Source organism: Streptomyces sp. NPDC017936 (assembly GCF_044328485.1).
GTDB lineage: Bacteria > Actinomycetota > Actinomycetes > Streptomycetales > Streptomycetaceae > Streptomyces.
Genome location: NZ_JBIRHK010000009.1, coordinates 1 through 24,888, shown reverse-complemented (window position 1 = coordinate 24,888; position 24,888 = coordinate 1). Strand labels below are relative to the sequence as shown.

The window sequence follows — 24,888 nt, the reverse complement described above, 5'->3', positions numbered from 1 at the left end:
TCCCGGTCCGGGTCACCCCGCCCGGGAGTCCCTGCCCTCCACGTGCGCCCGCACCTGTTCGGGCGACAGGTAGCTGTCGGTGTACTCGAAGTCCTTCAGCTTGGCGGGCCGGCGGGCCTGGAAGCCGGTGCGGACGAAGTCGTCGCCCGCGAGCGCGTTCAGCGTCCAGTTCGTCAGCACCCGCGCCTTCGCCACGCCGGTGCGCAGCGCCGACCAGTGGTAGCCGCGGGCCACGGCCTGCGCGGGCAGCCCCCGCAGTTCGATCCCGAGCGGCTTGGAGACGGCGTCGGTGCCGCCGAGGTCGACGACGAGACCGAGGTCCTTGTGCCGGTACGGCTGCATCTCCTGGCCGCGCAGCGACGCCATCACGTTGTCGGCGACGATCCTGCCCTGCCGCATCGCGTGCTGCGCGGTCGGCGGGCAGACCGCGCCCTCGCCCTTGACCTCGTCGGGCACCGCGGCGGCGTCCCCGAGCGCGAACACCCCGTCGTGGCCCGGCAGGCACATCCGCGACGTGACGGCGAGGCGCCCGCGGACCGTCTCCGCGCCGAGGGTGGCGATCAGCGGGCTGGCGACGACGCCGGCGGTCCAGATCAGCGTGCGGGTCGGGACGACCCGTCCGTCGGTGAAGGTCACCTCCTCCGGCGCCGCCTTGGCGACGGACGTCCCCAGCGAGATCTCGATCCCGCGCCTGCGCAGGATCTCCTGCGCGCTGCGGCCGAGCTTGTCGCCCAGCTCCGGCATCAGCTTCGGGGCGACGTCGATCAGATGCCACTTGATCAGGCCGGGGTCCAGCCGCGGATAGCGCTTGACCGCGTTGTGCGTGAGCAGCTGCAGGCAGGCGGCGGTCTCGGTGCCCGCGTAACCGCCGCCGACGACCACGAACTGGAGCCGGGAGGCCCGCTCGGCGGGGTCCTGGCTGGCGTCGGCGAGGTCGAGCTGCGAGATGACGTGGTCGCGGATGTAGGCGGCCTCCGCGAGCGTCTTCATCCCGAAGGCGGTGTCGGTCAGCCCCGGGATGTCGAAGGTCCGCGTGACGCTGCCGGGAGCCAGCACGATGTAGTCGTACGGCTCGTTCACGATCTCGTCGGTGATGGTGCGGACGACGCAGACCTTCGACCGGAGGTCCACGCCGATGGCGCCGCCCGGGATGATCCGGGTGCGGTACCTCTTGCTGCGGCGCAACGACAAGGCGATCGACTGGGGTGTCAGCACCCCGGAGGCGACCTGCGGCAGCAGCGGCAGATACAGCTGATAGCTGAACGGTGTCACCAGGGTGACGTCGGCCTCGTCGGGGGAGAGCCTGCGTTCCAGACGCCGAACGCACTCCACTCCCGCGAAGCCCGCGCCCACCACCAGGATCCTGGGTCGTGTCACGATGTCCATCCCTTTCTGCGGCTCCGGGCGGTCTGCCTCGACGTCGTGCGCGTGCCCGCCGGCCGGCTCCTTCGCACCCGGACGACGCCGTCGATCCCGTCGATCCCACCGCGACCGGAGCCGTTCCGCCAGCCGGGCGGCCCAAGCAGACGAACGTTTCTCCTGAGGTCACCGGCGTACCCCGGAAGACGCTGTGTACGCCCGGGCGCTTCGGGTAGCTCGACGTACATGACAAGTGCGGTGGCCGGAGGGCAGTGACGTGGGGTGCGCGGAGGGCTCCGACGACGGCCGGCGGGAGAGCCGGGAGGCGACGGCCCGGCGGATCGTCGACGCGGTGGAGAGCCTGGTGACATGCTGGCTCGCGGCGGCCGAGGAGACCGCGCCCCGGCTGCCCGACCGGCAGCTGCTGGCGCTGAGAACGGTCCGGCGCCGCCCGGAACTCAACCTGACCACCCTGGCCGAGCAGCTCGGCGTCGGCCTGCCCACCGCGAGCCGGCTGTGCGACCGGCTGGAGGCGGCCGGGCTGCTGGAGCGGACCGTGCAGCCGCGCAACCGGCGCGAGGTGCAACTGGTGCTGACCGCCTACGGCCACCGTCTCCTCACCGACGTCACCGACCGGCGGGTGCGACGGCTGGCCGCCGTGCTCGAGGGCATGACACCGGGACAGCGCACCGCCCTGGAGCACGGTCTGTTCGCCTTCCGGCAGGCGCACGCCGTCCGCACGGACGAGTGACCCGCCCTCAGGAACCCACGGTCACCCGGGCCGTGCGGCTGTCGATGTGACACAGCAGCAGACAGACGTCGTCGTCGCGCTCGGAGTCGCTGAGCATCGGGTCCAGGATGCGTTCCGCCGAACCGCCCAGGTCCGCGTCCAGCTCCTCGGTGCGGAACGCGCCGAGCGCGGCGGCGAGCCGCTCGATGCCCGGGTCTATGCCCTGGGCGCGCCGCTCGACCAGTCCGTCCGTGTACAGCGCCAGTGTCGAACCGGGCTCGAGGGGCACCGTGTGGTCGGCGATCTCCTGCCGCAGCGGGATGCCGAGCATCGCCCCCGGCTTGGCGTCCAGCGTGTGCACCCGCCCGTCCGGGTCGCGCAGCACGGGCGGCGGATGCCCGGCGGCCGCCCAGGTCAGCACCGGTTCGCCGGGCTGGAAGCGGGCGATCACGGCCGTCGCGTACAGGTCGGGCTGGAGGTGGTGCAGGAAGGTGTGCAGCCGGGTCAGCAGCACGCCGGGGCTGCCGCCGTCCACCGCGTAGGCGCGCAGCGCCGTGCGCAGCTGGCTCATCATCACCGCCGCGTGCAGCCCGTGCCCGGTCACGTCGCCGATGACGGTGATCAGGCTGCCGTCGGGCTGCCGGAAGGCGTCGTACCAGTCGCCGCCGATGTTCAGCCCGTACGTCGCGGGCAGGTAGCGGGCCGCCAGCCGCAGGCCCGGCGTGGTCGGCAGCTCGGTCAGCAGGGCCCGCTGGAGGGTCTCGGCGATGTCCCGGTTGTGCTCGAAGCGCCGTGCGTTGTCGAGCGCGATGCTGGCCCGCCGGGTCAGCTCGATGAGCATGACGGCGTCGTCCGGGTTCCAGCGCCCGCCCGGCGGGGTCAGCGTGAGCACGCCCAGCGGGGCGCGCCGTGTGGGCAGCGGGACGCACAGCAGCGGCCGGTCGGGATGCAGCGCCGACGGCGGCTGGTCGTCCACCCCGGGCAGGCCGCCGGGATGGTCGGCCGCGTACTGGGGCCGGCCGGTGCGCGCGGCGACCACCGCGGCCGCCGGGTGCGGGGCGGACGGGCGCCGGTCCTCCTCGGCGTCGAAGAGCCAGACGTCGACCGCGTCGGCGTACTCGGGCACCAGGAGTTCGGGCAGCCGGCGCACGATCTCCTCGTGGTTGAGGGAAGCCGTGAGCACCGCGCTGGCGTCGGCGAGGAAGGTCAGCCGCCGCCGGGCGCTCTCCGCCTCCTGCCGGGCCGCGCGCTCCGCCGCGAAGGCCTCCCGCTGGGCCCGTCCCGCCGCGTCCAGCTCGGCGTGCAGGGCCAGGACGCCCTGGTTGGTCTGGTGCAGCTCCTCCCGGTGGAAGGCGACCAGCTCCTCCTGCTCGGCGAGCCGGTCCAGGACGAGCGAGGTGTCCTCGTCGGCGCCGAGCAGGGCCTCCGCGAGGACCGAGGCGTCGTCGGCCACCCCGCCGGGCACGGCGGGGTCCGAGGGCTCGGGGCAGGCCACGACGACCTGCCACGGGGGTTCGCCGGCGGCGGGGTGGGGGGCGACCTCGACGCGCAGGGACCCCTCGTCCGTCTCCAGGGCGAGCCGCCAGGTGCCGCCCTTGGTCAGACACTGGCGCAGACGGCCGCTGAGCGCGGTCGCGAGCCGCGTCCGCTCCAGGGGCGCGACGCCGGACGCGGCGGCCAGGCGCGCGGCGGCGATCCGGGCGCGTGCCGCGTCGGTGACGGTGCTGATCTGCCAGGTACGCATCATGGGCGGTCCGGCGGGGTCGGGGACAGGACGGCCACGGCGGTGTCGTCACGCACCGGGCGGGCGGAACTGCTGGCGTCGCGCACGATCACCGCGGCGGTGACCGCGGGGTCGGCCGCCGGCAGCCGGGGGTCGGAGGGCGGCACCCAGCGGCTGGGCAGACCGTCGCTGTGCAGCACGAGCATCCGGTCCGCCGCCCAGACGACCTCGGTCTCGGGCAGGGTCGCGGGGCGGTGCGCGCCGACTATGCCCGGCCGGGAGAGCAGATGACGCCAGGAGTCGCCCTCGCGCAGCCGCGCCCCCACATTGCCCATCCCGGCGAACCGGAGCCGTCCGGCCCGCAGGTCGAGCTGGGCCAGCGCGACGGCAGCCCCCCGGGTGCCGCGCAGGGCACCGTCCAGGCGGCGCAGCACCTCGGAGGGCCCGAGGTGGGCCGAGCGGTGCAGCTCCTCGACGGCCGCGGTCGAGGCCCGGGCCGCCTCGGGGCCGTGCCCCAGCCCGTCGGCCAGCAGCAGGGTCAGCCGGTCCCCGGCGCGTACCGACGTCCAGGCGTCGCCGGAGTGCTCGGCGCCCGCGAACGGGATGTTCACCCCGCCGGCCCGGGCGGCCGCCCGCTCCCCGGCGCCGGTCCCCGCCGCGGCGCCGATCCGGGCGAGCGCGACCGTGCCGCGTCCGGGGACGCTGTGCAGGTCGAAGTCGTCGGCCAGTCGCCGGCAGGTGCCCAGTCCGGCCCCCAGGGAGCCGGCCGTCGAGAAGCCGTCGCCGAGCGCGGCCGGCACGTCGGCCATGCCCGGCCCGTGGTCCACGGCGGCGATCTGGACCACCGCCGCCCCGCGCCCGCCCGGCGGGGCGACCGTGTCCACGAGGAGCTGCCCGCCGTGGGCGTGCTTGAGGAGGTTGGTGGCCAGCTCGGTCGCCACCAGCGCGGCGGCCGCCGTGCGCGACTCGTCGAGGCCCACGAGCGCCGCGGCCTCCTCGGCGGCCACGCGCGCGTCGCGCACCCGCGTCGGGTCGTGCACCGGGACGTCCCACACGCGGGGCATCAGGACTCCTCGCGCTGCCGGGGCGGCCGGGCCGCCCACGAGGTCACCGTGACCGTCGTGCCGGCGCCGGGCGCGCTGTCGATCGCGAACTCGTGCACCAGCCGTCGTGCTCCGCCGAGGCCCATGCCCAGCCCGCCGCCGGAGGTGAAGCCGTCGCGCAACGCCTGTTCCAGGTCGGGGATGCCCGGACCGTGGTCCGTGAACGTCAGCCGCAGCCCCTGGACGCGTCCGTCGGAGACACGCGTGGCCTCCACCTCCCCGCCACCGCCGTAGACCAGCGTGTTGCGCGCCAGTTCGCTGGCCGCCGTCACCAGCTTCGTCTGGTCGACCAGGCCGAAGCCGAGCGCGGCGGCGGCCTGGCGCACGTGCTGCCGGACCCACACCAGATCCATGTCGGAGCGGATCGGCAGGCGGGCCTCGACGCCCGCGGTCGTCCCGCTCACCGCGGTTCCCGGTGCGGACCGATCGGGACCGACGCGCCCGCCCCGGCCAGGAGTTGCAGGGCCGCCTCCGTGCTGAGCGCGGTCCGCAGGCCGGGGAGGGTCAGTCCCAGCTCGACCAGGGTGATGGCGACCGCGGGCCGCATGCCCGAGACGACGGTCTGGGCGGCCAGCAGCCGGGCGTTCGCCGCGATCTCGGCCAGCACGCGCCCGAGGAACGAGTCGACGATCTCCACCCCGGAGATGTCGATGACCACACCGGTCACCCGGCTGCGGGCGATCGCCTCCACGATGTCCTGCTGGAGCTGTTCCGCCGTGCCGTCGTGCAGATCCCCCTGCAACGTCACCAGCAGGACGTCGCCCAGCCTGAGCACCGGCACGGGGGCGGCACCGGTGCGGGAGAGGTCGTCGTTCACCGCGGACCCGCACCACCGGGCGTGGAGTGCACGATGTCGGCGCCCAGCCCGTGCAGGGCGTAGGCCAGGGCGTCGGCCAGGCCGGCCCGGGTGATCACGGTGCCCAGGTCCAGACCGAGGTGCACTATGGTCTGCGCGATCGCGGGCCGGATGCCCGAGACGACGCACTCCGCGCCCATCAGCCGCACGGCGGCCACCGTCTTCATCAGGTGCTGGGCGACCAGCGAGTCGACCGTCGGGACACCGGTGATGTCCAGGATCGCGTACCGGGCCTGCTGGTCGACGACCGCCTCCAGCAGCGTCTCCATCACCACCTGGCTGCGCGCGCTGTCGAGCGTCCCGATGAGCGGGACGGCGACGATGCCGTCCCAGAGCCGGATGACGGGTGTGGCGACCTCCAGCAGCTGCATCTGCTGCCGGTCGATGAGGGCCTGGGTCTCGGTCAGCGCGGTCTCCATGACCACCAGCCGCAGCGTGCCCATCAGCACGGTCAGCGCGGTCGTGCACTCCAGGACCTGCTCCACCGGCGCGTCCTGCAGGTCGGCGACCAGGAGGTTCACGACCGGACTCCGCAGGGCGTCCACCTCGCTGGACACCTGGCGCGTGCTCAGGCCCGCGCGCGAGCGGGCCGCCGTCATCCGCGCCAGCTGTTCGCGCACCACGGTGAAACCGGCGCTGTCGGAGTCCTCCACCCGGCCGGAGTCGGCGACCTGGGCGAGGGCGTCGACGACGCTCCGGCCCGCCTCCACCGCCTCGTCGCGGGAGACGGTGAACACCGCGCGGAACAGGGGTTCGTCGGCCCACCGCTGGGCGATCTGCTCGCGGCGGCGGCTCAGGAAGGCCCCCACCTCGTCCGTCGGTGCTCCGTACGGTGCGGCCGCTTCGTGCTCCGGCACTGCTTCACTCCCTCGTCTGCGTCCTGCCACCGCGCTCCCGCCGGGGGCGACGGGTGCGGTGACCCTTGCCGGACGACAACCCTAACCACGGGCCGATCCCGTACGACACCCCGCTCCGGCCCGGCGACCCGCCCGTGCGGCGGACGCCGTGACAGGTGTCCGAGGGGGCGACGCGTGTTCGGCCCGCGGGATGCCGGGGCCCCAACTGCCGCACCGCCTCACCGACTTCGGCCAGGTCAGTGATGCGCCCACTCTGTTGCCTCGCGCATACAGTTGTCAAACGGCAACTGTCGGGCCGAGCGCGGCCCGGGCCCGGCCGCACACCGGCGCGAGTCCGGCGTGCGGCGCACCACCGCTCAGGCGTCCGGGTCGTCCGGCGACACGGGCTGCGGCCGGTCGACGAGCGCCAGGGCCTCGTCCACCTTCTCCGAGACCGGCACCGTGAGGCTGACCCCGGTGAGGTCGAGCACCCGGCGCACGGCCGGTGTGGGATTGATGACGTGCACGCTGCCGGGCAGCCGCCGGGCCTCCTGGTACACCCGCAGGATGATGTTCATCCCGGACGAGTCCATGAACGGCACCGCCGAGAGGTCCAGCAGGAAGTGCCGCCGGCCGTGATGGAGCTGGTTCGCCAGATGCGCCTGGAACTCGGTCGCCGTGTCGAGGTCCAGATGCCCCTCGACGGTGACCAGGGCCACGTCGTCGCGGGGCAGGGTGACCTCGACGGACAGCGGGTTCTGGGCGATGGACACGAGTTACCTCCGAAAGCTGACGGTCCGGGCTGCGTACCCCGGCGGGTGACCGCGATGCGCGGTGAGCACGGGTGTCGGGGAGGCCGACCGGCCCTGACCCCCGTACGGGCCCCCTTTCACCTGTGGCTCACGACCTCGCATCGCGCCCAGCGGATACCCCGGAACCGGAAGCTCATGCATCGGCGTCGGGGAAGCCGCCCCGACCGAGCCTGATGCCCACGATGCAGGTGTCGTCGTCCGTGTCCGACCGGCTGTGCGTGAGCAGCCGGTCCAGCTGCTGGTCCAGGGTCGGCGGGACCTTGCTGGCCTGGCTCAGCAGGTGCGTCAGCGACTCCTCCACCGACCGGTCCCGCCGCTCGATCAGCCCGTCGGTGTACATCAGCAGCGTGTCCTCGGCCGCGAGCTGGACCTCGTCCTCCTCGTACGTGGTCTCCGGCACGGCGCCCAGCAGCAGCCCCTTGAGCAGCGGCAGCGGCTCGGCGCCCTCGTCGCGCACCAGCACGGGCGGAAGATGACCCGCCCGCGCCCAGCGCAGGGTGTGCCGGACCGGGTCGTACAGACCGCACACCGCCGTGGCCGTGACGGCGCCCGTGAGATGGTGGGCGACGATGTTCAGCCAGGACAGCAGCTGGCCCGGCCCGGCGCCCGTCACGGCCAGCCCGCGCAACGCGTTGCGCAGCACCACCATGCTGGTCGCCGCCTCGATGCCGTGCCCGGCCACGTCCCCGACGCACAGCATCACCAGCCGCGAGGGCAGGACGACGGCGTCGTACCAGTCGCCGCCCACCAGCTGCTCCTCCTCGGCGGGCCGGTAGCGGACCGCCACCTGAAGGCCCGGGACCTCCAGCGGCGCCCGGGTGGGCGGCATGATCGCGTGCTGGAGCTGGAGCGCCAGCCGCCCGCGCTCGCTCGCGTGCTGCTCGGTCTGGGCGAGCTGGTCGCGGGTGGCGGCCAGCGCGACCTCCGTCCAGTGCTGGGCCGAGATGTCCTGGTAGGCCCCGCGCACGGCGACCAGCCGGGCGTCGGTGTCCAGGACCGGCTCGGCGACGATCCGCATGTGCCGGGTCACCCCGTCCGGCCGCTGGAGCCGGAAGGCGGCGGAGGACGGACGCTGCTGGTGCAGCAGCGTGCGCAGGAAGCGGCCGATGGCGACCGCGTCGTCCGGGTGCGCGTGCGCCCCCAGCTCCTCCAGCGGCACCGGAGAGCTCGACGGGTCCCGTCCGTACAGGGCGAACATCTGCCCGTTCCAGGTGGTCTCGCCGGTCAGCACGTTCTCCTCGAAGCCGCCGATCCGGCCGAGGCGCTGCGCGTGCTGCAACAGGCTCGCGAGCCGCGCCGTCTCGTCCTCGATGCGCCAGATGAGCAGCACGCAGGTGCCGTGCCGGCTGATGCTGATGTCGGCGACCGCCGACAGCGGCACCTCGTCGACCAGGGCCGTCAGACTCATCCGGCGGGCCCGGAAGGGCTCTCCGGTGGCGTGCACCCGCTCGATCCGCTGGAAGAGGTCGCTGCCGCCCGCGGCCATCGGGTACGCCTCCAGCAGCAGCGCGCCGTTGACCACCGCCCGCGGCCGTCCCGCCGGGTCGAGGAAACGGTCGTTGACGTGCTGGATGCGGAAGTCCACCAGCTGCCCCGCCGCGTCGACGTGCGGGACGAGGACCAGGGCCGGGTCGTGCAGCCCGTCCGCCAGGTCCATCAGCTCGGCCGCGTCCGGCAGCACCCGCGGTTCCTGGCCGGCGCCCCGACCGCGCGGATACGACTGCAGCGTGTGCGCGCACAGCTCCGCCAGCGCCTCCACCTGCCGCACGACCTGGGGCGGCTGCGGCTCCAGCGGACCGGGCCACGCGATCTCCAGCACCCCGTGCACCCGCCCCCCGGTCCCGGCGGGCAGGGCGACCCGGCCGCCGTCGGGGAGTGCGTGCCGGCCGATGGTGGGCAGACCGGTCTGCGCCAGGGAGGTGATCCACTGCCCCGAACGCTCGACGAGACCCAGCCGGGCCACGGTGGCGACGTCCGGGGGCACGTAGCGCCAGCGGGCGGCCTCCCCGACGGCGAAGCCGGCGCTTCCGGCGAGCGTCAGCGATCCGTCGGAGCCGGTCGCCCAGATCGCCACCGCCACCGCGCCCAGCGGCCCCAGCGCGTGCTGGAGCAGAGAGTCGGCGACGGCCTGCGTGTCGTGCGCCGCCAGCGCCCCGCTCTCGGCGGCCCGCAGCCGTACGGCCGCGGAGGCCTCGTCGGCCGCGGAGGCGCTCGAGACCGCGGTGAGGAAGGCGTCCGTGACCTCCGACACCCGGTCCTTGGCGGCCTGGTTGATGACCTCGACCGCGAACTCCAGCGGGGACATCCCGGCCTGCTCGGCCAGTTCGGTGAGCTGCCGGGCCGCCTCGGCCGGCCCGCACCCGAGCCGCTCCACGAGGATGCCCTTGGCCAGTTCGACCAGAGCCCGGCCCTCCGCCTCCACCTGCGCCGCCCGCACCTCGCGCCGCAGCCGCTCCACCGTGGCCGCGAGACGGCCCACCGGGGAGGGCGCCTCGCCCGCCGGATCCCGCGCCGGCCGGCCGGCTTCGACCGGCGCGGACGCGGTGACCTCCGCGCGGGGGGTGACCTCCGCGCCGACGGCGACCTGCGCAAAGGCCTGAGGCTCGGCCGGCACCTGGGCCGGCGCCGGCGGCTCGGCCGGGGTCCGGATCTCGTGGCTCTCGGGCGACTGTTCGGGAATGCTCACAGGGGGACGACTCCTCGGCCGGGGGACCCGGCACTCGGAACGGGCGCGCTCACGGGGTCAGCCAGCGGCGGACGCAGGACATCAAATCATGGGTGTCGACGGGCTTGGTCACGTAGTCGCTGGCTCCCGAGGCCAGACTCTTCTCCCGGTCACCGGGCATCGCCTTCGCGGTGACCGCGATGATCGGCAGATCGGCGTACTGCGGCATGGTGCGGATCTCCGCGGTGGCCGTGTACCCGTCCATCTCCGGCATCATCACGTCCATCAGCACGAGGGCCACGTCCGGGTTGCCGCGCAACGTCTCGATGCCCTCGCGCCCGTTCTCCGCGTGCAGGACCCGGATGCCGTGCAGCTCCAGGATCCCGCTCAGGGCGAACAGGTTGCGCGCGTCGTCGTCGACGACCAGGACCGTGCGGCCCGCGACGGCGCCGTCCACCGGCTGGGGCGTCAGGGGCTGCGGCTCGTCCGGGCGGACCAGGGCGAGGACGTCGCCGGGCTCCTCGGCGGACAGGTGCAGCGTGATGCGCTCGCGCAGTTCGTCCAGGCTGGAGAGGAACTCCAGCGTCCGGCCGGCCGCGCGGGACTGCAGCCGCTCCTCCTGGGCGAGGTCGGCGCGGTGCCCGCTGTGCACGAGCACCGGCACGCCCGCCAGCGCCGAGTCGCCCTCGAGCGCCTCCAGGAAGCGGGAGGCCTCCGCGCCGGGCATCCCCAGCTCCAGCACCACGCAGTGGCACGGCTCGGCGGCCAGCGCGCCGGCCGCCTCCTGCGCCCCGACGGCGGTCACCAGGTCGACCGGCGGCGGCGGGGTGCCGTCCTCCCGGCCGCGCGCCATGTCCGCGACCACGCTCTCGGCGACCAGCGTCAGCAGACCGCGCGGCCGCTCCTCGACGACCAGCAGCCGGCGGGGCCGCTGACCGGCGGTGCCGGCCACCAGGGGCAGACCGGGGGAGGGGGAGTCGAGCGGCACCGGCTCGGTGTCCGCCGTCCCGCGCTCCAGCTGCCGTCCGGCGCCGATCAGTTCGGCGAAGTCCCCGCGGGCGACCGGCAGGTACAGGGTGAACGTGCTGCCCTTGCCTGGGGTGCTGTCCACCGTCACCGCGCCGCCGAGCAGATGGGCGATCTCCCGGGTGATGGACAGCCCCAGGCCCGTGCCGCCGTACTTGCGGCTCGTGGTGCCGTCCGCCTGCTGGAAGGCGCCGAAGATCGTCTCCAGGTGCTGCTCCGGGATGCCGATACCGGTGTCCTTGACCCGGAAGGCGACCACCGTGCCGCCCCGGATCACTCCCTCGGGCACCTCCTCCGGCGCCACCGGCTCGATGCGCAGCTCGACGCTGCCCTGCTCGGTGAACTTCACGGCGTTGGACAGCAGGTTGCGCAGCACCTGCCGCAACCGGGAGTCGTCGGTGAGCAGGTCCGCCGGCGCCCCGGTCGCCGTGCTGATCGTGAAGTCGAGGCTCTTCTGCGTCGTCATCGGCCGGAACGTCGCCTCGACGTACTCGATGAGCTGCCGCAGCGGCACCTGCTCCGGGGAGATGTCCATCTTGCCGGCCTCGACCTTGGACAGGTCCAGGATGTCGTTGATCAGCTGGAGCAGGTCCGAGCCCGCGGAGTGGATGATGCCCGCGTACTCGACCTGCTTCGGCGTGAGGTTGCGCGAGGGGTTCTGCGCCAGCAGCTGCGCGAGGATCAGCAGGCTGTTGAGCGGGGTGCGCAGCTCGTGGCTCATGTTCGCCAGGAACTCCGACTTGTACTTCGACGCCAGCGACAACTGCTGCGCCCGCGCCTCCAGCTCCTGCCGCGCCTGCTCGATCTGGAGGTTCTTCGCCTCGATGTCCCGGTTCTGCGCCACCAGCAGGGAGGCCTTCTCCTCCAGCTCGGCGTTGGACCGCTGCAGCTCCTCCTGCTGCGCCTGCAGCTCGGCCGAACGGACCTGGAGTTCGGCGGTCAGCCGCTGGGACTCGTCGAGCAGCTCGTCGGTCCGGGCGTTCGCCACGATGGTGTTGACGTTGACCCCGATGGCCTGCCGCAGCTGTTCCAGGAAGTCCCGGTGGATCTGGGTGAACGAGGTCACCGACGCCAGTTCGATGACGCCGAGCACCTGCCCCTCGAACAGGATCGGCAGCAGGATCAGCGTGGTGGGCTCCACCCGGCCGAGACCGGAGGAGATCGTGACGTACCCGGCGGGCAGCTCGTCCACCGTGATCGTGCGGCGGCTGCGCGCGGCCTGACCGACCAGCGAGCGGCCGAACGGGACGCGGGCCGGCCGGGCGTCGTCGTCGGGGAGGCCGTAGGCGCCCACCAGCCGCAGCTCCGGTCCGTCGGCGCCCTCCTCCGCGAGGTGGAAGGCCCCGTACTGGGCCGACACCAGCGGCACCAGTTCGTCCATGATCAGCTCGGCCACCACGGGCAGGTCCCGGTGGCCCTGCATGAGGCCGGAGATCCGTGCGAGGTTGGTCTTGAGCCAGTCCTGTTCCTGGTTGGCCCGGGTGGTCTCGCGCAGCGACTCCACCATGGAGTTGATGTTGTCCTTGAGCTCGGCGACCTCGCCGGACGCCTCCACGTTGATGGAGCGCGTCAGGTCGCCCTCCGCGACCGCGCTCGTGACCTCGGCGATCGCGCGGACCTGCCGGGTCAGGTTGCCGGCCAGCTCGTTGACGTTCTCGGTGAGGCGCTTCCAGGTGCCCGAGACGCCCTCGACCTCCGCCTGGCCGCCGAGGCGGCCCTCGGTGCCGACCTCGCGGGCGACGCGGGTGACCTCGTCGGCGAAGGCGGAGAGCTGGTCGACCATCGTGTTGATGGTCGTCTTGAGCTCGAGGATCTCGCCGCGGGCGTCGACGTCGATCTTCTTCGACAGGTCGCCGAGGGCCACCGCGGTGGTCACCAGGGCGATGTTGCGGACCTGACCGGTGAGGTTGTTCGCCATCGAGTTGACGTTGTCGGTGAGGTCCTTCCAGGTGCCGGCCACGTTCGGCACGTGCGCCTGGCCGCCGAGGCGGCCCTCGGTGCCGACCTCGCGGGCGACGCGGGTGACCTCGTCGGCGAACGCCGAGAGCGTGTCCACCATCGTGTTGATGACGTCCGCGAGCGCGGCGACCTCGCCCTTGGCCTCGACGGTGATCTTCTGCGACAGGTCGCCGCGGGCCACCGCGGTGGCGACCTGGGCGATCGACCGCACCTGGCCCGTCAGGTTCGACGCCATCACGTTGACGTTGTCGGTCAGGTCCTTCCAGGTGCCCGAGACACCCCGGACGGTGGCCTGCCCGCCTAGGTTGCCCGCCGTGCCGACCTCGCGGGCGACGCGGGTGACCTCGTCGGCGAAGGCGGAGAGCTGGTCGACCATCGTGTTGATGGTGTTCTTCAGTTCGAGGATCTCGCCGCGGGCGTCGACGGTGATCTTCTGCGAGAGGTCGCCCTGCGCCACCGCGGTCGCCACCTGGGCGACGTTGCGGACCTGGGCGGTCAGATTGCCCGCCATGAAGTTCACCGAGTCGGTCAGGTCCCGCCAGGTCCCCTTGACGCCCTTCACGTCGGCCTGGCCGCCGAGGCGGCCCTCGGTGCCGACCTCGCGGGCGACGCGGGTGACCTCGTCGGCGAAGGCGGAGAGCTGGTCGACCATCGTGTTGATGGTGTTCTTCAGTTCGAGGATCTCGCCGCGGGCGTCGACCGTGATCTTCTGCGACAGGTCGCCCTTGGCGACCGCCGTCGTCACCTGCGCGACGTTGCGGACCTGCGCCGTGAGGTTCCCGGCCATGAAGTTGACCGAATCCGTGAGGTCCCGCCACACGCCGGCCACCCCCGGCACCTGCGCCTGGCCGCCGAGGCGGCCCTCGGTGCCGACCTCGCGGGCGACGCGGGTGACCTCGTCGGCGAAGGCGGAGAGCTGGTCGACCATCGTGTTGACGGTCTCCTTCAGCTGCAGGATCTCTCCGCGCGCGGGCACGTCGATCTTCTGCGACAGGTCGCCCTTGGCCACCGCGGTCGCCACCTGGGCGATGTCGCGGACCTGCGTGGTCAGGTTGCCCGCCATGGCGTTGACGGAGTCCGTGAGGTCCGCCCACGTGCCCGAGACGCCGGGAACCTCCGCCTGCCCGCCGAGGGTGCCCTCCGTGCCCACCTCGCGGGCCACGCGCGTGACTTCCGAGGTGAACACGGACAACTGGTCGACCATGCCGTTGAACACGGTGGCGATGTCGCCCATGAGGCCGTCACCGTCGGCGGGCAGCCGGGTACCGAAGTCACCGTCCCGCACGGCCGTGAGACCGGCCAGAAGCCGCCTCAGCTCCTGGTCTCCCGGGACCGTGTCGACGGCCTCGGCAGCATTGCTGGTCATGCGTATCCTCGTTCCGCTCCCCGGAGCCCCCGGCGGAGGCTCGGAACCGCTCCGCCCCCGGTGGGCGACGCCGCATGTCGTACGCGCATTTCCGCAGTTCACGGATGTGCCTGACAAGAGAGATTCGCCGCAGGCTAACCCACGATCCCGCGGCGGAACAAAGTGTCACGTCACCTTCTGCGCACAGAATTTCCACTTGTCGCGCACCGTGCATGTGAGGAGCAAAACGGGGTACCCGAAGGAGTTTTGCCCCTGATCCACGTCAGGGGCGCGAGCCCCTGTTCAGGCGAGGTCGGGGCCGAGCAGCCCGGTGCGCAGCCGCCGCACCACGCGGCTGATGAGCCGCGAGACGTGCATCTGTGAGATTCCCAGCTCCCTGCCGATCTCCGCCTGCGTCCGCTCCTCGACGAACCGCAGGTGGAGGATCCGCTGCTCTCTCGGCTCGAGCGCGGCGATCAGGGGCGCCAGGGAGTGGAAGTCCTCCACGAGTTCGAGCGCCGGCTCCTCCACGCCGATGAAGTCGGCCAGCAAGGACTCGCCGTCGGCGCCGCTCTCCGAGGCGAGGGCCGCGTCGAGCGAGGCCGAGGTGTAGCAGTTCGAGGCCTTGCGCGCCTCGACGACCTCCTCCTCGGACAGCGACATCAGCTGCGACAGCTCCCGCGTGGTGGGCATGCGGCCCAGCCGGGTCTGCAGCTCGTCGGTCGCCCTCGCCAGCTCCACCCGCGCCTCCTGCAGCCGGCGCGGCACGTGGACGGCCCAGCTGGTGTCCCGGAAGAAACGCTTGATCTCACCCACGATGCAGGGCACGGCGAACGAGGTGAACTCGACCTCACGGCTCAGCTCGAACCGGTCGATCGCCTTGATCAGGCCTATCGTCCCGACCTGGACGATGTCCTCCGTCGCGTCGCCCCGGCCGCGGAACCGGGAGGCCGCGTACCGCACGAGCGAGAGGTTCATCTCGATCAGCGTGTTGCGCACGTACTGGTGCTCGGGCGTGCCCTCCTCCAGGACGGCCAGCCGGTCGAAGAAGCGGCGCGAGAGCTCCCGCGCGTCCCTGGGGCTGACCCGCGTCGGCGTGTCGACGAACGGAACCCCTGCCCGCGGGTCTTCGGCGACGCCCTGCCCCGCCGTGGCCGTTCCTGTGCGCGCCGTCACGGCATCCATGCCGCTCACTCCGTTCGTCGGGGCCCGCCGAGACGTGTCGGAGATCGTCGGGCCGGTCGATGACGCACCTGCGTCTGCCCCTGCTTCCCCGGCTCATGCCGCACCGGATGCACGGCCCCGGTGAGCGGCGGCAACGGTCCGGGAACGGCGCGGCAGGCCCCGAATGGGGCCGCCGCGGGAGGGTATCCGCTGGCTGGGGAACAGGAGAAGGGAGCAGCGTGACCATCGACGGAATCTGGTCCTACGCACCGGGCAGCGGACACGCCGAGGGGCAGGACCTGACGGGGTACGGCGTGGTGGCGGCCGACGGCACGATAGGCCACGTCGAGCGAGAGGACGGCCACCACGGGATGTGGCACCTGGTCGTCGACACGGGGGTCTGGCTGTTCGGCAGGAGCGTCGTCGTACCGGTGGGGGCCGTCGCGGCCGTCGACCCGGACCACCGCACGGTGACGCTGGCCTGCACCGGGGACGAGGTGAAGCAGGCCCCCCGGTTCCGGACCGACAGCGAGACGATGGACCCCGCCTACCTGACGGCGGTCGCCGACTACTATCTCGGGCTGGCCCGGCGGGGAAGCGCGTCGGCCTGACCGGCCGCACGGCCGGACCGTGGGGCCGCGGGCCGGGGCGGGGGCGCCCGCCGTATGCTCGAGGCCCCATCACAGACCGGCCGCTGCGCGCCATGACCGAGGAACGGGGTGTCGACGATGGACGAGCCGCAGACCCGGCGCTCCGACCGCAGGGGACGGTGACGGAGCCGTGAGAGGGGACGAACTCACGCCCGCGCGACCGGCGCTCGCCCCGGTGACGACCGCCGCGTCCGCGCGGGACCACGCCCGCGCGGTGGTCGACGCCTGCTGGAACGCTTCGGCACGGCCGGCCCGCGAGGAGGACGTCATCGACCTCCTGCTGGTCGTGTCGGAGATGGTCACCAACGCGATCCGGCACGGCGGCGGCCTGGCCGGGTTCGAGGTGACGCCGGCCCCGGACGGAATCCGGCTGGCCGTGCACGACCACAGTGACGCCGTCCCCCCGGCGGCGTACGGATCGGGCGCCCTTCCCGCGGGCCACCACGGCAACGGCTACGGCTGGCCGCTGATCATCCGGCTGGCCCGGGACATCTCGATCGACCGGCGGCCGCCGGCCGGGAAGACGATCCGCGTCTTCGTGCCGATCCGGACCGCGGCGCCCCCGGGCTCCGGCGGTCCGGCCTGAGGGGCGTCACCAGGGCAGGAAGACGTGCACGCCCTTGCCGTGGTCGTCGGGGACCACGCTGACCTGGCTGCACAACGTGTGGATCAGGTGCCAGCCGATGCCGCCGCCCCCGCTGTTGGGGCGGAACGGCCGGGGGGCCGGCGGGGTGGGGTTGGTGTCGTGCAGCGTGACGTGCACCCCGTCGAAGGTGGGCCGCAGGTGCAGTTCGAACGGGCCCGGCGCGTACTGGACCGCGTTGGACGCCAGCTCGGTGACGATCAGCACGATGTCGTGCCAGTACTCCGGCGCCGAGGGCGCGGACGCCCGTGACAGGTCACGGAGGAACGCCTCCGCGGCCAGGCGCGCGCCCGTCACGTCCTGCGGTTCGCCCGCGAAACGGTCGGTGCGGCTCGGGATCGCCCAGGAGGCCAGTGAGTCGTTACCACGGGGCTCGGTTGCCATGTCGTCAGTGCGGCCCCCTTCACGGCGGGGGCCGTCGTCCTTTCTCGTGCGGCTCTCTCGCGTCGCCACTGTTCAGGGTTCCCGGGGCCGCGCAGCCTACGCGTCCGGCGCACGGCCGCGGGGCCGGAGGCGGCGATCCGGGAGTGTTCGTCCTTTTCCTCCGGGGCGGGGAGCACCGCCCGCGCCGCCCCGGGGGACCGGCACCCGGCCACGTCCGCACGGCACGGCGCTGCGGTCCGGCTCACCGGAAGACGTCGTCCGCGTCGTCCCAGCCGAGCACCTCCTCCGGGGCGCTCTGCCGGGGCAGTCGCGCCCGCGCCTGGTACATGGCCTCGATCTCGGCCGCGTAGTGCTGGACGATCGAGTCGCGGCGCAGCTTCATCGACGGGGTCAGCAGGCCGTTGGCCTGGTCGAACGGCTCCGGCAGGATGCGGAAGCAGCGGATGGACTCCGGGCGGGACACGGAGCTGTTGGCCGCGGCCACCGCCCGCCCGATCTCGTCCCGCAGGGCGTTCTCCTCCCGCATCTCCCGGCTCGGCGTGTCGCCCTGGATGGCCAGCCCCCCGCGCCAGTGCGCCAGGAAGTCCGGGTCCAGGGTGATCAGCGCGCCCACGCAGGGACGGTTGTCGCCGACGACCACCGCCTGGTGGACGAGCGGATGCATCCGCAGCCGCTGCTCCAGCGCCGCGGGCGCCACGCTCTTGCCGCTGCTGGTGATGATGACGTCCTTCTTGCGGCCGGTGATCGTGAGATAGCCGTCGGAGTCCAGTGATCCGAGGTCGCCGGTGGCCAGCCAGCCGCCCCGCAGCGCCGCCCGCGTGGCGGCCTCGTCGTTGACGTAGCCCTGGAACACCGACGGGCCGCGCACCAGGATCTCCCCGTCGCCCGCCACCCGGATCTCGGTGCCCGGCAGCGCCCGGCCCACGGTGCCGGACCTCTCGTGGCCCAGCGGCTGCATGGTGATCCCGCCGCTGGTCTCCGTCAGGCCGTAGCCGTCGTGGACGTAGATGCCGATGCCCTCGTAGAAGAGGGAGAGGTCGCGGTGGAGCGGTGAGCCGCCCGAGGTGGCGCGGTGCACCCGCCCGCCGAGGGCGGCACGGAGCCTGCGGTACACCGTCCGCTCGAAGAGGGCGTGCTGGAGGCGCAGGTCGAGGCCGGGCCCCGAGCCACGGCCCAGCCGTTGCCGCTCGACGGCCGCCGCGAAGTCCCGGGCCGTCTCCGCGGCCCGCTCGAACAGCGCGCCCCGGCCCGACTGCTGGGCCGTGCGCAGGAAGTTCTTGTAGATCTTCTCGAACACCGACGGCACCGCGTACAGGTACGTCGGGCGGAAGCTGCGCAGGGCCTCCGCGAGCGAGGTCGTGCCCAGGTCGGGCTCATGGCCCATGAGGATGCCGCCGCGCAGGCAGATGCCCTGGATCATCAGGCCGTAGACATGGGAGAACGGCAGGAAGGCGAGGACGGACGGCTGCTCTCCCGGCGCCGCCGCCGTGTGCCCCCAGCCGGCCAGCAGTGTGTCGCAGGGGGCGGCCAGGCTGCGGTGGGTCAGCGCGCAGCCCAGGGGACGGCCCGAGGTGCCGGAGGTGTACGTGATCACCGCGGTGGAGTCCGGCAGCACGATGCGCCGCAGCGAGTCCACCGTGGTGACCGGTGTCGACGCGCCGAGGCGCCGGAGCTCCTCGAGCGCGCCGGCGTCCAGCTGCCAGACGTGCCGCAGCGTGGGCAGGGTCGCGCACACCGAGCCGACCGTCATCACGCTCTGCTCGTCCTCGACGACCACGCCCACGCAGCCGGAGTCGCGCAGGATCCACTCGACCTGGTCGCGCGAGGCGGTCGGGTAGACGGGCACCACCTCGGCGCCCACCGCCCACAGCGCGTAGCAGAGCACCGTCCACTCGTAACGGGTCCGGGCCATGATCGCGATCCGGTGGCCGGGCGAGATCCCGGACGCGACCAGTCCCTTGGCCAGGTCGACGACCTCGTCGCGCAGCTCGACCGCCGTCACCTCCTCCCACGCGCCGGCACGCGCGGAACGCCGGGCGAGCACCGGGTGCGCGGGGGTGCGGGCGGCCGTCTCGAAGACGCTGTCGGCGAGCCCTCCGGTCAGGGGCGGAGCGGCCGGGGGAGCGAGGGCGACGTCGCGCATGCGCTGCTCCTGACATGTACGGGGTGTGACTCCGCCGACGAGGACTGTCATCGACGGTGGCGAATGTAGCCCAGGAGGGACCGGTTGTGGCCGCGAACGGATAAGTAATTCGCGTTGATGATCTCGGCGGGTCCGGGGGACTCGGAGGACATGACGCACATCAATCCCGACCCCGAACCCGAGCGCAGCACCGGCCTGGAACCCGGCGGCGGAGTTCCCCCGGGCGAGACCCCGCCCGCGGAGAGCAGCATGCCCGAGGCCGGCCCCCGGGAGACGCACAACCCCACCAAGGGCTGGGCCAAGGGCCCGCTCACCCTCATCATCATCCTCGTCGTGCTGGTCGCGGCCTTCTTCCTGGCCTACGCCCTGATCCTCATCTTCTGAGCGGGAGCACCCCGCGACTCAGCCCTGGGTGTGCCGGACGCACGCGGCGACGACCTCACGCAGGTTGCCCGTGCGTTCCCACACCTCACGCTGGATCCGGGCCCCGTTGCCGTCGCGCAGCAACGCGGCGCACGCCGCGCGGGCCCGCTCCAGGTCCCCGCTGTCGGCCAGCGCCTCCGCCACGTGGTCCAGCAGGGCCCCGACCACCGTCTCGGCGGGCGCGCTCCGCATGGTCGCCGGGTGCAGCAGGTCCCCGGTCAGCCCGGAGCGGGCGGCCCGCCAGCTCGCCAGCCGCAGCAGGCTCACACTGTGGTCCACCGGCTCCTCGCCCGCCTTCCACTCCCGGGCGGCCGTCTCGACGAGTCCGCGCACCAGTGTGGCCAGGAGCACGGCGGTGTCGGCGTGCAGACAGACGTCCGCGACCCGGATCTCCACCGTCGGATAGCGTGCCGACAGCCGGGCGTCGAAGTAGACCATGGCCTCGTCGAGGATCGTGCCCGTGGCCACCATGTCCGCCACCCGCTGGTGGTAGCGCTCCGCGGACCCGAACAGCTCGGTCGGGCCGGCCGACGGCCAGCGCTGCCACACCCGGCTGCGGTAGCTGGCGTACCCCGACTCGTTCCCCTGCCAGAAGGGGGAGTTGGCGCTGATGGCGGCCAGCACCGGCAGCCACGGCCGGATGCGGTCGATGACCGCCACGCCCTCCTCGTCCGACTCCACGGACACATGGACGTGGCAGCCGCACACCAACTGCTCCCGGGTGGCGATGCCGTACTGCTCCGCCATCCACTGGTAGCGCCGGTTCATGCCGACGGACGGGCGCACCGGCAGGGGGGAGGTGGCCAGCGCCGCCACCGTGCACCCGATCTCACCGGCGTGCCGGGCCGCCTCACCCCGTATGCGGACGATCTCCTCGCCGAGCTCGTCCATCGCCGACTGCGGATGGGTGGCGAACTCCAGCATCTGGTTGTGCAGTTCCTTCTCGAAGACGTCCGGTTCCTCCGGGTCCCGCGTGGCGCGGGCGAGAACTGCGGCGGACAGGGCCTTGGGCTCCCCGGTCTCCGGGTCGACCAGGAGGAGTTCCTCCTCCACTCCGACGGTGCGCACGGCATGCAGCCTTTCTCTGGCAGGTGGTACGCACCCGACTGCCCCGTGGGGGCCCGTTCACACGGACGACGGCGTCCACCAGACGGTGGCGAGCGGCGGCAGCGTGACCTGGATCTCCCCGTTCTCCGGTGTGATCCCGTCGAGGTGGGTGAGGTCGCTGCCGCCGTAGCGGGCCGCGTCGGTGTTGAGCGCCTCGTACCAGACGGGCACCTCCTCGGGGACGGCGAGGCGGTAGGCGTGCCGGACGACCGGGGAGAAGTTGCTGACGGCCAGCAGCGGCGTGCCGTCGGCGTCGTACCGCAGGAAGGCGAGGACGTTGTCGTCGGCCGCGTCGCACAACACCCACCGGAAACCGGCGGGATCGGTGTCCCGCTGCCACAGGGCCGGGGTCGCCCGGTAGCGCGCGTTGAGGTCGCGGACGAGGTCCTGCACGCCCCGGTGGTCGCCCGCGGCGCAGTAACCGGGGTCGAGGAGCCACCACTCGGGGCCGTGGGCCTCGGACCACTCGGCGCCCTGGGCGAACTCCTGCCCCATGAAGAGGAGTTGCTTTCCCGGGTGCGCCCACATGAATCCGAGGTAGGCGCGGTGGTTGGCGCGCCGCTGCCACCAGTTGCCGGGCATCTTCGACACCAGGGCCTGCTTGCCGTGGACGACCTCGTCGTGGGAGATGGGGAGGACGTAGTTCTCGCTGTAGGCGTAGATCATCGAGAAGGTCATCTCGTGGTGGTGGTACTTGCGGTGCACCGGCTCCTTGGCGATGTACTCCAGCGAGTCGTGCATCCAGCCCATGTTCCACTTCAGCCCGAACCCCAGACCGCCGCTGTCGGTCGGCCGGGTCACCCCGCCCCAGGCCGTCGACTCCTCCGCGATGGTCACCACGCCCGGGTTCCTGCGGTACACGGTCGCGTTCATCTCCTGGAGGAACGCCATCGCGTCCAGGTCCTCCCGGCCGCCGTACGCGTTCGGCGTCCACCGGCCCGGCTCGCGCGAGTAGTCGAGGTACAGCATCGAGGCGACGGCGTCGACGCGCAGCCCGTCGATGTGGAACTCCTCGCACCAGTACGTGGCGTTGGCGACCAGGAAGTTGCGCACCTCGGTGCGGCCGAAGTCGAACTCGAACGTCCCCCAGTCGGGGTGCTCGGCCCGCTGGGAGTTCCCGGGCTCGTACAACGGGTCGCCGTCGAACCGGGCCAACGCCCAGTCGTCCTTGGGGAAGTGCGCCGGCACCCAGTCCACGATCACGCCGATCCCGGCCCGGTGCAGCGCGTCCACGAGGTGCTTGAAGTCGTCCGGGGAGCCGAGCCGCGAGGCCGGCGCGTAGAAACCGGTGATCTGGTAGCCCCACGAACCCGCGAAGGGATGCTGGGCGACCGGCATGAACTCCACATGGGTGAAGCCGAGGTCCTCGACGTACGCGGGCAGCTCCTCGGCCAGCTCCCGGTACGTCAGCCCGGGCCGCCAGGACGGCAGGTGCACCTCGTACACCGAGAACGGCGCCGCGTGCACGGGCACGTCACCCCGGTGCGCCATCCACTCCTGGTCGCCCCACTCGTGGTGCGAGGCGTGCACGATCGACGCCGTGTCCGGCGGCACCTCCGCGCGGCGCGCCATCGGGTCGGCCTTGAGGAAGCGGTGACCGTGGCGGGAGTGGATCTCGTACTTGTAGCGGGTGCCCTCGCCGACGCCGGGCAGGAACAGCTCCCACACCCCGGACGCGCCGAGGGACCGCATCGGGAAGGCCGTCCCGTCCCAGTAGGTGAAGTCGGTGGCGACCCGCACCCCCCGGGCGTTCGGCGCCCACACCGTGAAGCGGGTGCCGGTCACGCCCTGGTGGGTCATCGGCTCCGCGCCGAGCGCCTTCCACAGCTGCTCGTGCCGCCCCTCGCGGATGAGGTGCAGATCCAGCTCGCCGAGGGCGGGCAGGAAGCGGTACGGGTCGTGCACCTCCTGCTCGTCGCTCCCGTCCTGCGCGTACGCCACCAGCAGCGTGTACGCGGGGATCGCGGCGAGCGGCAGGACGGCCGAGAAGAGGCCGTCACCCTCCGACACCAGCGCGGTGCGCTCACCGTCGACCACGACGGCCACCGAACGGGCGAACGGGCGCAGCGCCCGGAAGACGATCCCGCCCGGCACCGGGTGCGCGCCCAGCAGGGCGTGCGGATCGTGGTGGGCGCCCGCCAGCAGGCGCCCCCGGTCGGCCGGGTCCAGCACGGGCACCGCGGACGGGCGGGGGCCGGCCGACTCGGGCAGGGACGTGTCGCGCAGAGCCATGGGTCAGCCTCCTCGGACGGCGAGTCGCTCGATCGCCGCCATGGGTACGGATAGCCAGTCGGGGCGGTGCCGGGCCTCGTACAGCACCTCGTACACCGCCCGGTCGGTCTCGTAGGCACGCAGCAGGGCGTGCTTCTTGCGGGGGTCCCAGCCGGCCCGGGCCGCGTAGCCGGCGCAGAAGGCCTCCCGGCAGCGGCGCGCCCACTCCGGGCGCCAGGGCCGGCGCTGGCGGGCGGCGTAGTCGAAGGAGCGCAGCATGCCGGCGATGTCCCGCACGGGGGAGTGCGCGCTGCGCCGCTCGGCCAGCGGACGGGACGGCTCGCCCTCGAAGTCGATGACGAACCACTCCCGCCCGGCCCGCAGCACCTGTCCGAGGTGCAGATCGCCGTGGATGCGCTGGGCCGGCGGGCCGGGATCGCAGGCGGCGAGCGCGCCGAAGGCGGTGGTGAGGCCCGGGACGTAGGGGCGCAGTGCCGCCACGTGGTGCGCGGCGGCCTCGAGCCGCTCGGTCATCGCCGCCGCCGTCCGCGCGTTGTCACCGCGCGGGCCGGCCGGGAAGGCCGCGGCCAGGGCGAGGTGGACCTCCGCCGTGGCCCGGCCCAGCGCCTCCGCCTCCCTCATGAAGTCGTCGCCGTGGGCGAGGGCGTCCAGCGCCAGGGTCCAGCCGTCCGAGGCGTCCGGCAGGAACGGCTGGAGCACGCCCAGTGTCGCCTCCTGCGGGTCCGTTGTCCGGAACCAGGCCACGGGGGCCGGCACCCGGCTGCACCCCTGGCCCGCCAGCGCGACCGGCACCTCCAGGTCGGGGTTCACGCCGGGCTGGATGCGCCGGAACACCTTCAGGATGAACGCGTCGCCGTACACCACGGAGGTGTTCGACTGCTCCGCCTCCAGCAGCCGTGGCGCCAGACCGGCCGGCACCGGCACCGACGGGTCGGACTCGAAGGTCAGCGGTCCCAGCGGGCCCGGGTGCCGCATGCGTTCCAGCAGCAGGTGCGCCGACCGGGGGTCCTGCAACGCGTCGTGCACCGCCAGTCCGGCCAGCGGCCCCTCCTCCACCCTGCCGATCAGGGCCCGGCCCAACCGCGGCGACAGGTGCCGCTGAAGGCCGAGGAGCAGCTGGTAGCAGTCCCCGGGCGGGGGAGTGCCGCCCGGCGAGGGCACGCCCGACTGGCCGGTGTGCACCAGCAGATGCAGACAACCCGGATACAGCTCCGTCATGGACAGCAGACGGAGGTCGTTGAGGGGCCGGTCCTTGCCCGCGAACCAGCGCTGCCGGGGCAGCCACTCGCGCAGCAGCGCCCCGAGCGTCCCGCCGGAGCGGACGCCTACGGCACTGCCGTGGCTCAGAGATGCGGTCTTCGGCATGGTGACGCGTCCTTTCCTCGGCGCACGCTCACAGGCGCCGGCCGACGCGGGATGCGGCTCGGACGAGCCGGAACCAGTAGAAACCGTGGCCTGCGAGGGTGAGCAGGTACGGCAGTTCGCCGATCGCCGGGAAGCGGACCCCGCCGAACAGCTCGACCGGGTGGCGGCCTTCGAAGAGGCGCAGGTCCAGCTCGGTGGGCTGGGCGAAGCGCGAGAAGTTGTGGACGCACAGCACGAGGTCGTCCATCCCCTCCTGCGACGAGGGGGCCTCGCGCAGGAAGGCGAGCACGGCCGGGTTGGACGAGGACAGTTCGGTGTAGGAGCCGAGTCCGAAGGCGGGGTTCTGCTTGCGGATCTCGATCA

The 24,888-nt window shown here is 73.1% G+C and carries 20 protein-coding genes; 4 read left to right on the top strand and 16 right to left on the bottom strand.

Going from position 1 to position 24,888, the window contains the following annotated elements; translation table 11 throughout:
* Window positions 1-12: 12 nt before the first annotated feature.
* On the bottom strand, window positions 13-1,386 hold the full coding sequence (locus ACH4F6_RS19950) for an NAD(P)/FAD-dependent oxidoreductase (protein ID WP_397961560.1): 1,374 nt from the start codon (window positions 1,384-1,386) through the stop codon (window positions 13-15).
* 250 nt (window positions 1,387-1,636) lie between these two features.
* Here ACH4F6_RS19950 and ACH4F6_RS19945 point away from each other — a divergent pair, with 250 nt between their 5' ends.
* Window positions 1,637-2,110, top strand: a complete 474-nt coding sequence (locus ACH4F6_RS19945) for a MarR family winged helix-turn-helix transcriptional regulator (protein ID WP_397961559.1) — start codon at window positions 1,637-1,639, stop codon at window positions 2,108-2,110.
* 7 nt (window positions 2,111-2,117) lie between these two features.
* On the opposite strand, the gene ACH4F6_RS19940 is transcribed toward ACH4F6_RS19945, so the two are convergent.
* From ACH4F6_RS19940 to ACH4F6_RS19900, 9 genes are all read right to left on the bottom strand, one after another.
* Window positions 2,118-3,836, bottom strand: coding sequence for a PP2C family protein-serine/threonine phosphatase (locus ACH4F6_RS19940; protein WP_397961558.1), 1,719 nt, complete (start codon window positions 3,834-3,836; stop codon window positions 2,118-2,120).
* Window positions 3,833-4,876 carry a SpoIIE family protein phosphatase gene (locus ACH4F6_RS19935; RefSeq protein ID WP_397961557.1) on the bottom strand — a complete coding sequence of 348 codons (1,044 nt, stop codon included), beginning with the start codon at window positions 4,874-4,876 and terminating at the stop codon, window positions 3,833-3,835. The genes ACH4F6_RS19940 and ACH4F6_RS19935 overlap by 4 nt, the downstream gene beginning before the upstream one ends.
* Window positions 4,876-5,268, bottom strand: coding sequence for an anti-sigma regulatory factor (locus ACH4F6_RS19930; RefSeq protein WP_397961840.1), 393 nt, complete (start codon window positions 5,266-5,268; stop codon window positions 4,876-4,878). Before ACH4F6_RS19930 ends, ACH4F6_RS19935 begins: the two co-directional genes overlap by 1 nt.
* A 47-nt stretch (window positions 5,269-5,315) precedes the next feature.
* Window positions 5,316-5,732: an STAS domain-containing protein gene (locus tag ACH4F6_RS19925; protein ID WP_397961556.1), complete on the bottom strand. Its 417-nt coding sequence runs from the start codon at window positions 5,730-5,732 to the stop codon at window positions 5,316-5,318.
* Window positions 5,729-6,628: an STAS domain-containing protein gene (locus ACH4F6_RS19920; protein WP_397961555.1), complete on the bottom strand. Its 900-nt coding sequence runs from the start codon at window positions 6,626-6,628 to the stop codon at window positions 5,729-5,731. The genes ACH4F6_RS19925 and ACH4F6_RS19920 overlap by 4 nt, the downstream gene beginning before the upstream one ends.
* 356 nt (window positions 6,629-6,984) lie before the next feature.
* A complete protein-coding gene (locus tag ACH4F6_RS19915) occupies window positions 6,985-7,380 on the bottom strand; it encodes an STAS domain-containing protein (protein WP_397961554.1) in 396 nt (131 codons plus the stop codon).
* A 172-nt stretch (window positions 7,381-7,552) separates the two neighbouring features.
* Window positions 7,553-10,033 carry a SpoIIE family protein phosphatase gene (locus ACH4F6_RS19910; protein ID WP_397961839.1) on the bottom strand — a complete coding sequence of 827 codons (2,481 nt, stop codon included), beginning with the start codon at window positions 10,031-10,033 and terminating at the stop codon, window positions 7,553-7,555.
* A 121-nt stretch (window positions 10,034-10,154) separates the two neighbouring features.
* Window positions 10,155-14,435 (bottom strand): HAMP domain-containing protein, encoded by a 4,281-nt coding sequence (locus ACH4F6_RS19905; RefSeq protein WP_397961553.1) that lies wholly within the window; start codon window positions 14,433-14,435, stop codon window positions 10,155-10,157.
* Window positions 14,436-14,717: 282 nt separating this feature from the next.
* Window positions 14,718-15,599 carry an RNA polymerase sigma factor SigF gene (locus ACH4F6_RS19900; protein ID WP_397961552.1) on the bottom strand — a complete coding sequence of 294 codons (882 nt, stop codon included), beginning with the start codon at window positions 15,597-15,599 and terminating at the stop codon, window positions 14,718-14,720.
* Between the two features lie 218 nt (window positions 15,600-15,817).
* Between ACH4F6_RS19900 and ACH4F6_RS19895 the strand changes: the two genes are divergently transcribed.
* Window positions 15,818-16,189 (top strand): PRC-barrel domain containing protein, encoded by a 372-nt coding sequence (locus ACH4F6_RS19895; RefSeq protein ID WP_397961551.1) that lies wholly within the window; start codon window positions 15,818-15,820, stop codon window positions 16,187-16,189.
* A 169-nt stretch (window positions 16,190-16,358) separates the two neighbouring features.
* Complete coding sequence (locus ACH4F6_RS19890) at window positions 16,359-16,814, top strand: ATP-binding protein (protein WP_397961550.1); 456 nt, start codon at window positions 16,359-16,361, stop codon at window positions 16,812-16,814.
* A 6-nt stretch (window positions 16,815-16,820) separates the two neighbouring features.
* Here the strand turns inward: ACH4F6_RS19890 and ACH4F6_RS19885 are convergent, their stop codons facing one another.
* Together ACH4F6_RS19885 and ACH4F6_RS19880 are read right to left on the bottom strand one after the other, a co-directional pair.
* Complete coding sequence (locus ACH4F6_RS19885) at window positions 16,821-17,255, bottom strand: ATP-binding protein (protein WP_397961549.1); 435 nt, start codon at window positions 17,253-17,255, stop codon at window positions 16,821-16,823.
* Between the two features lie 241 nt (window positions 17,256-17,496).
* Window positions 17,497-19,398, bottom strand: coding sequence for an AMP-dependent synthetase/ligase (locus tag ACH4F6_RS19880; protein WP_397961548.1), 1,902 nt, complete (start codon window positions 19,396-19,398; stop codon window positions 17,497-17,499).
* Between the two features lie 150 nt (window positions 19,399-19,548).
* Here ACH4F6_RS19880 and ACH4F6_RS19875 point away from each other — a divergent pair, with 150 nt between their 5' ends.
* On the top strand, window positions 19,549-19,782 hold the full coding sequence (locus tag ACH4F6_RS19875; protein WP_397961547.1) for a DUF6480 family protein: 234 nt from the start codon (window positions 19,549-19,551) through the stop codon (window positions 19,780-19,782).
* Between the two features lie 18 nt (window positions 19,783-19,800).
* Here the strand turns inward: ACH4F6_RS19875 and ACH4F6_RS19870 are convergent, their stop codons facing one another.
* The 4 genes from ACH4F6_RS19870 to ACH4F6_RS19855 all read right to left on the bottom strand — a co-directional run.
* Window positions 19,801-20,889 carry a glutamate--cysteine ligase gene (locus tag ACH4F6_RS19870; protein WP_397961546.1) on the bottom strand — a complete coding sequence of 363 codons (1,089 nt, stop codon included), beginning with the start codon at window positions 20,887-20,889 and terminating at the stop codon, window positions 19,801-19,803.
* Between the two features lie 57 nt (window positions 20,890-20,946).
* Complete coding sequence (gene glgB / locus ACH4F6_RS19865; RefSeq protein ID WP_397961545.1) at window positions 20,947-23,160, bottom strand: 1,4-alpha-glucan branching enzyme; 2,214 nt, start codon at window positions 23,158-23,160, stop codon at window positions 20,947-20,949.
* A 3-nt stretch (window positions 23,161-23,163) separates the two neighbouring features.
* Window positions 23,164-24,525, bottom strand: a complete 1,362-nt coding sequence (locus ACH4F6_RS19860; protein WP_397961544.1) for a maltokinase — start codon at window positions 24,523-24,525, stop codon at window positions 23,164-23,166.
* 28 nt (window positions 24,526-24,553) lie between these two features.
* A partial coding sequence (locus tag ACH4F6_RS19855) for an alpha-glucosidase C-terminal domain-containing protein (protein ID WP_397961543.1) occupies window positions 24,554-24,888 on the bottom strand: 335 nt, incomplete at its 5' end.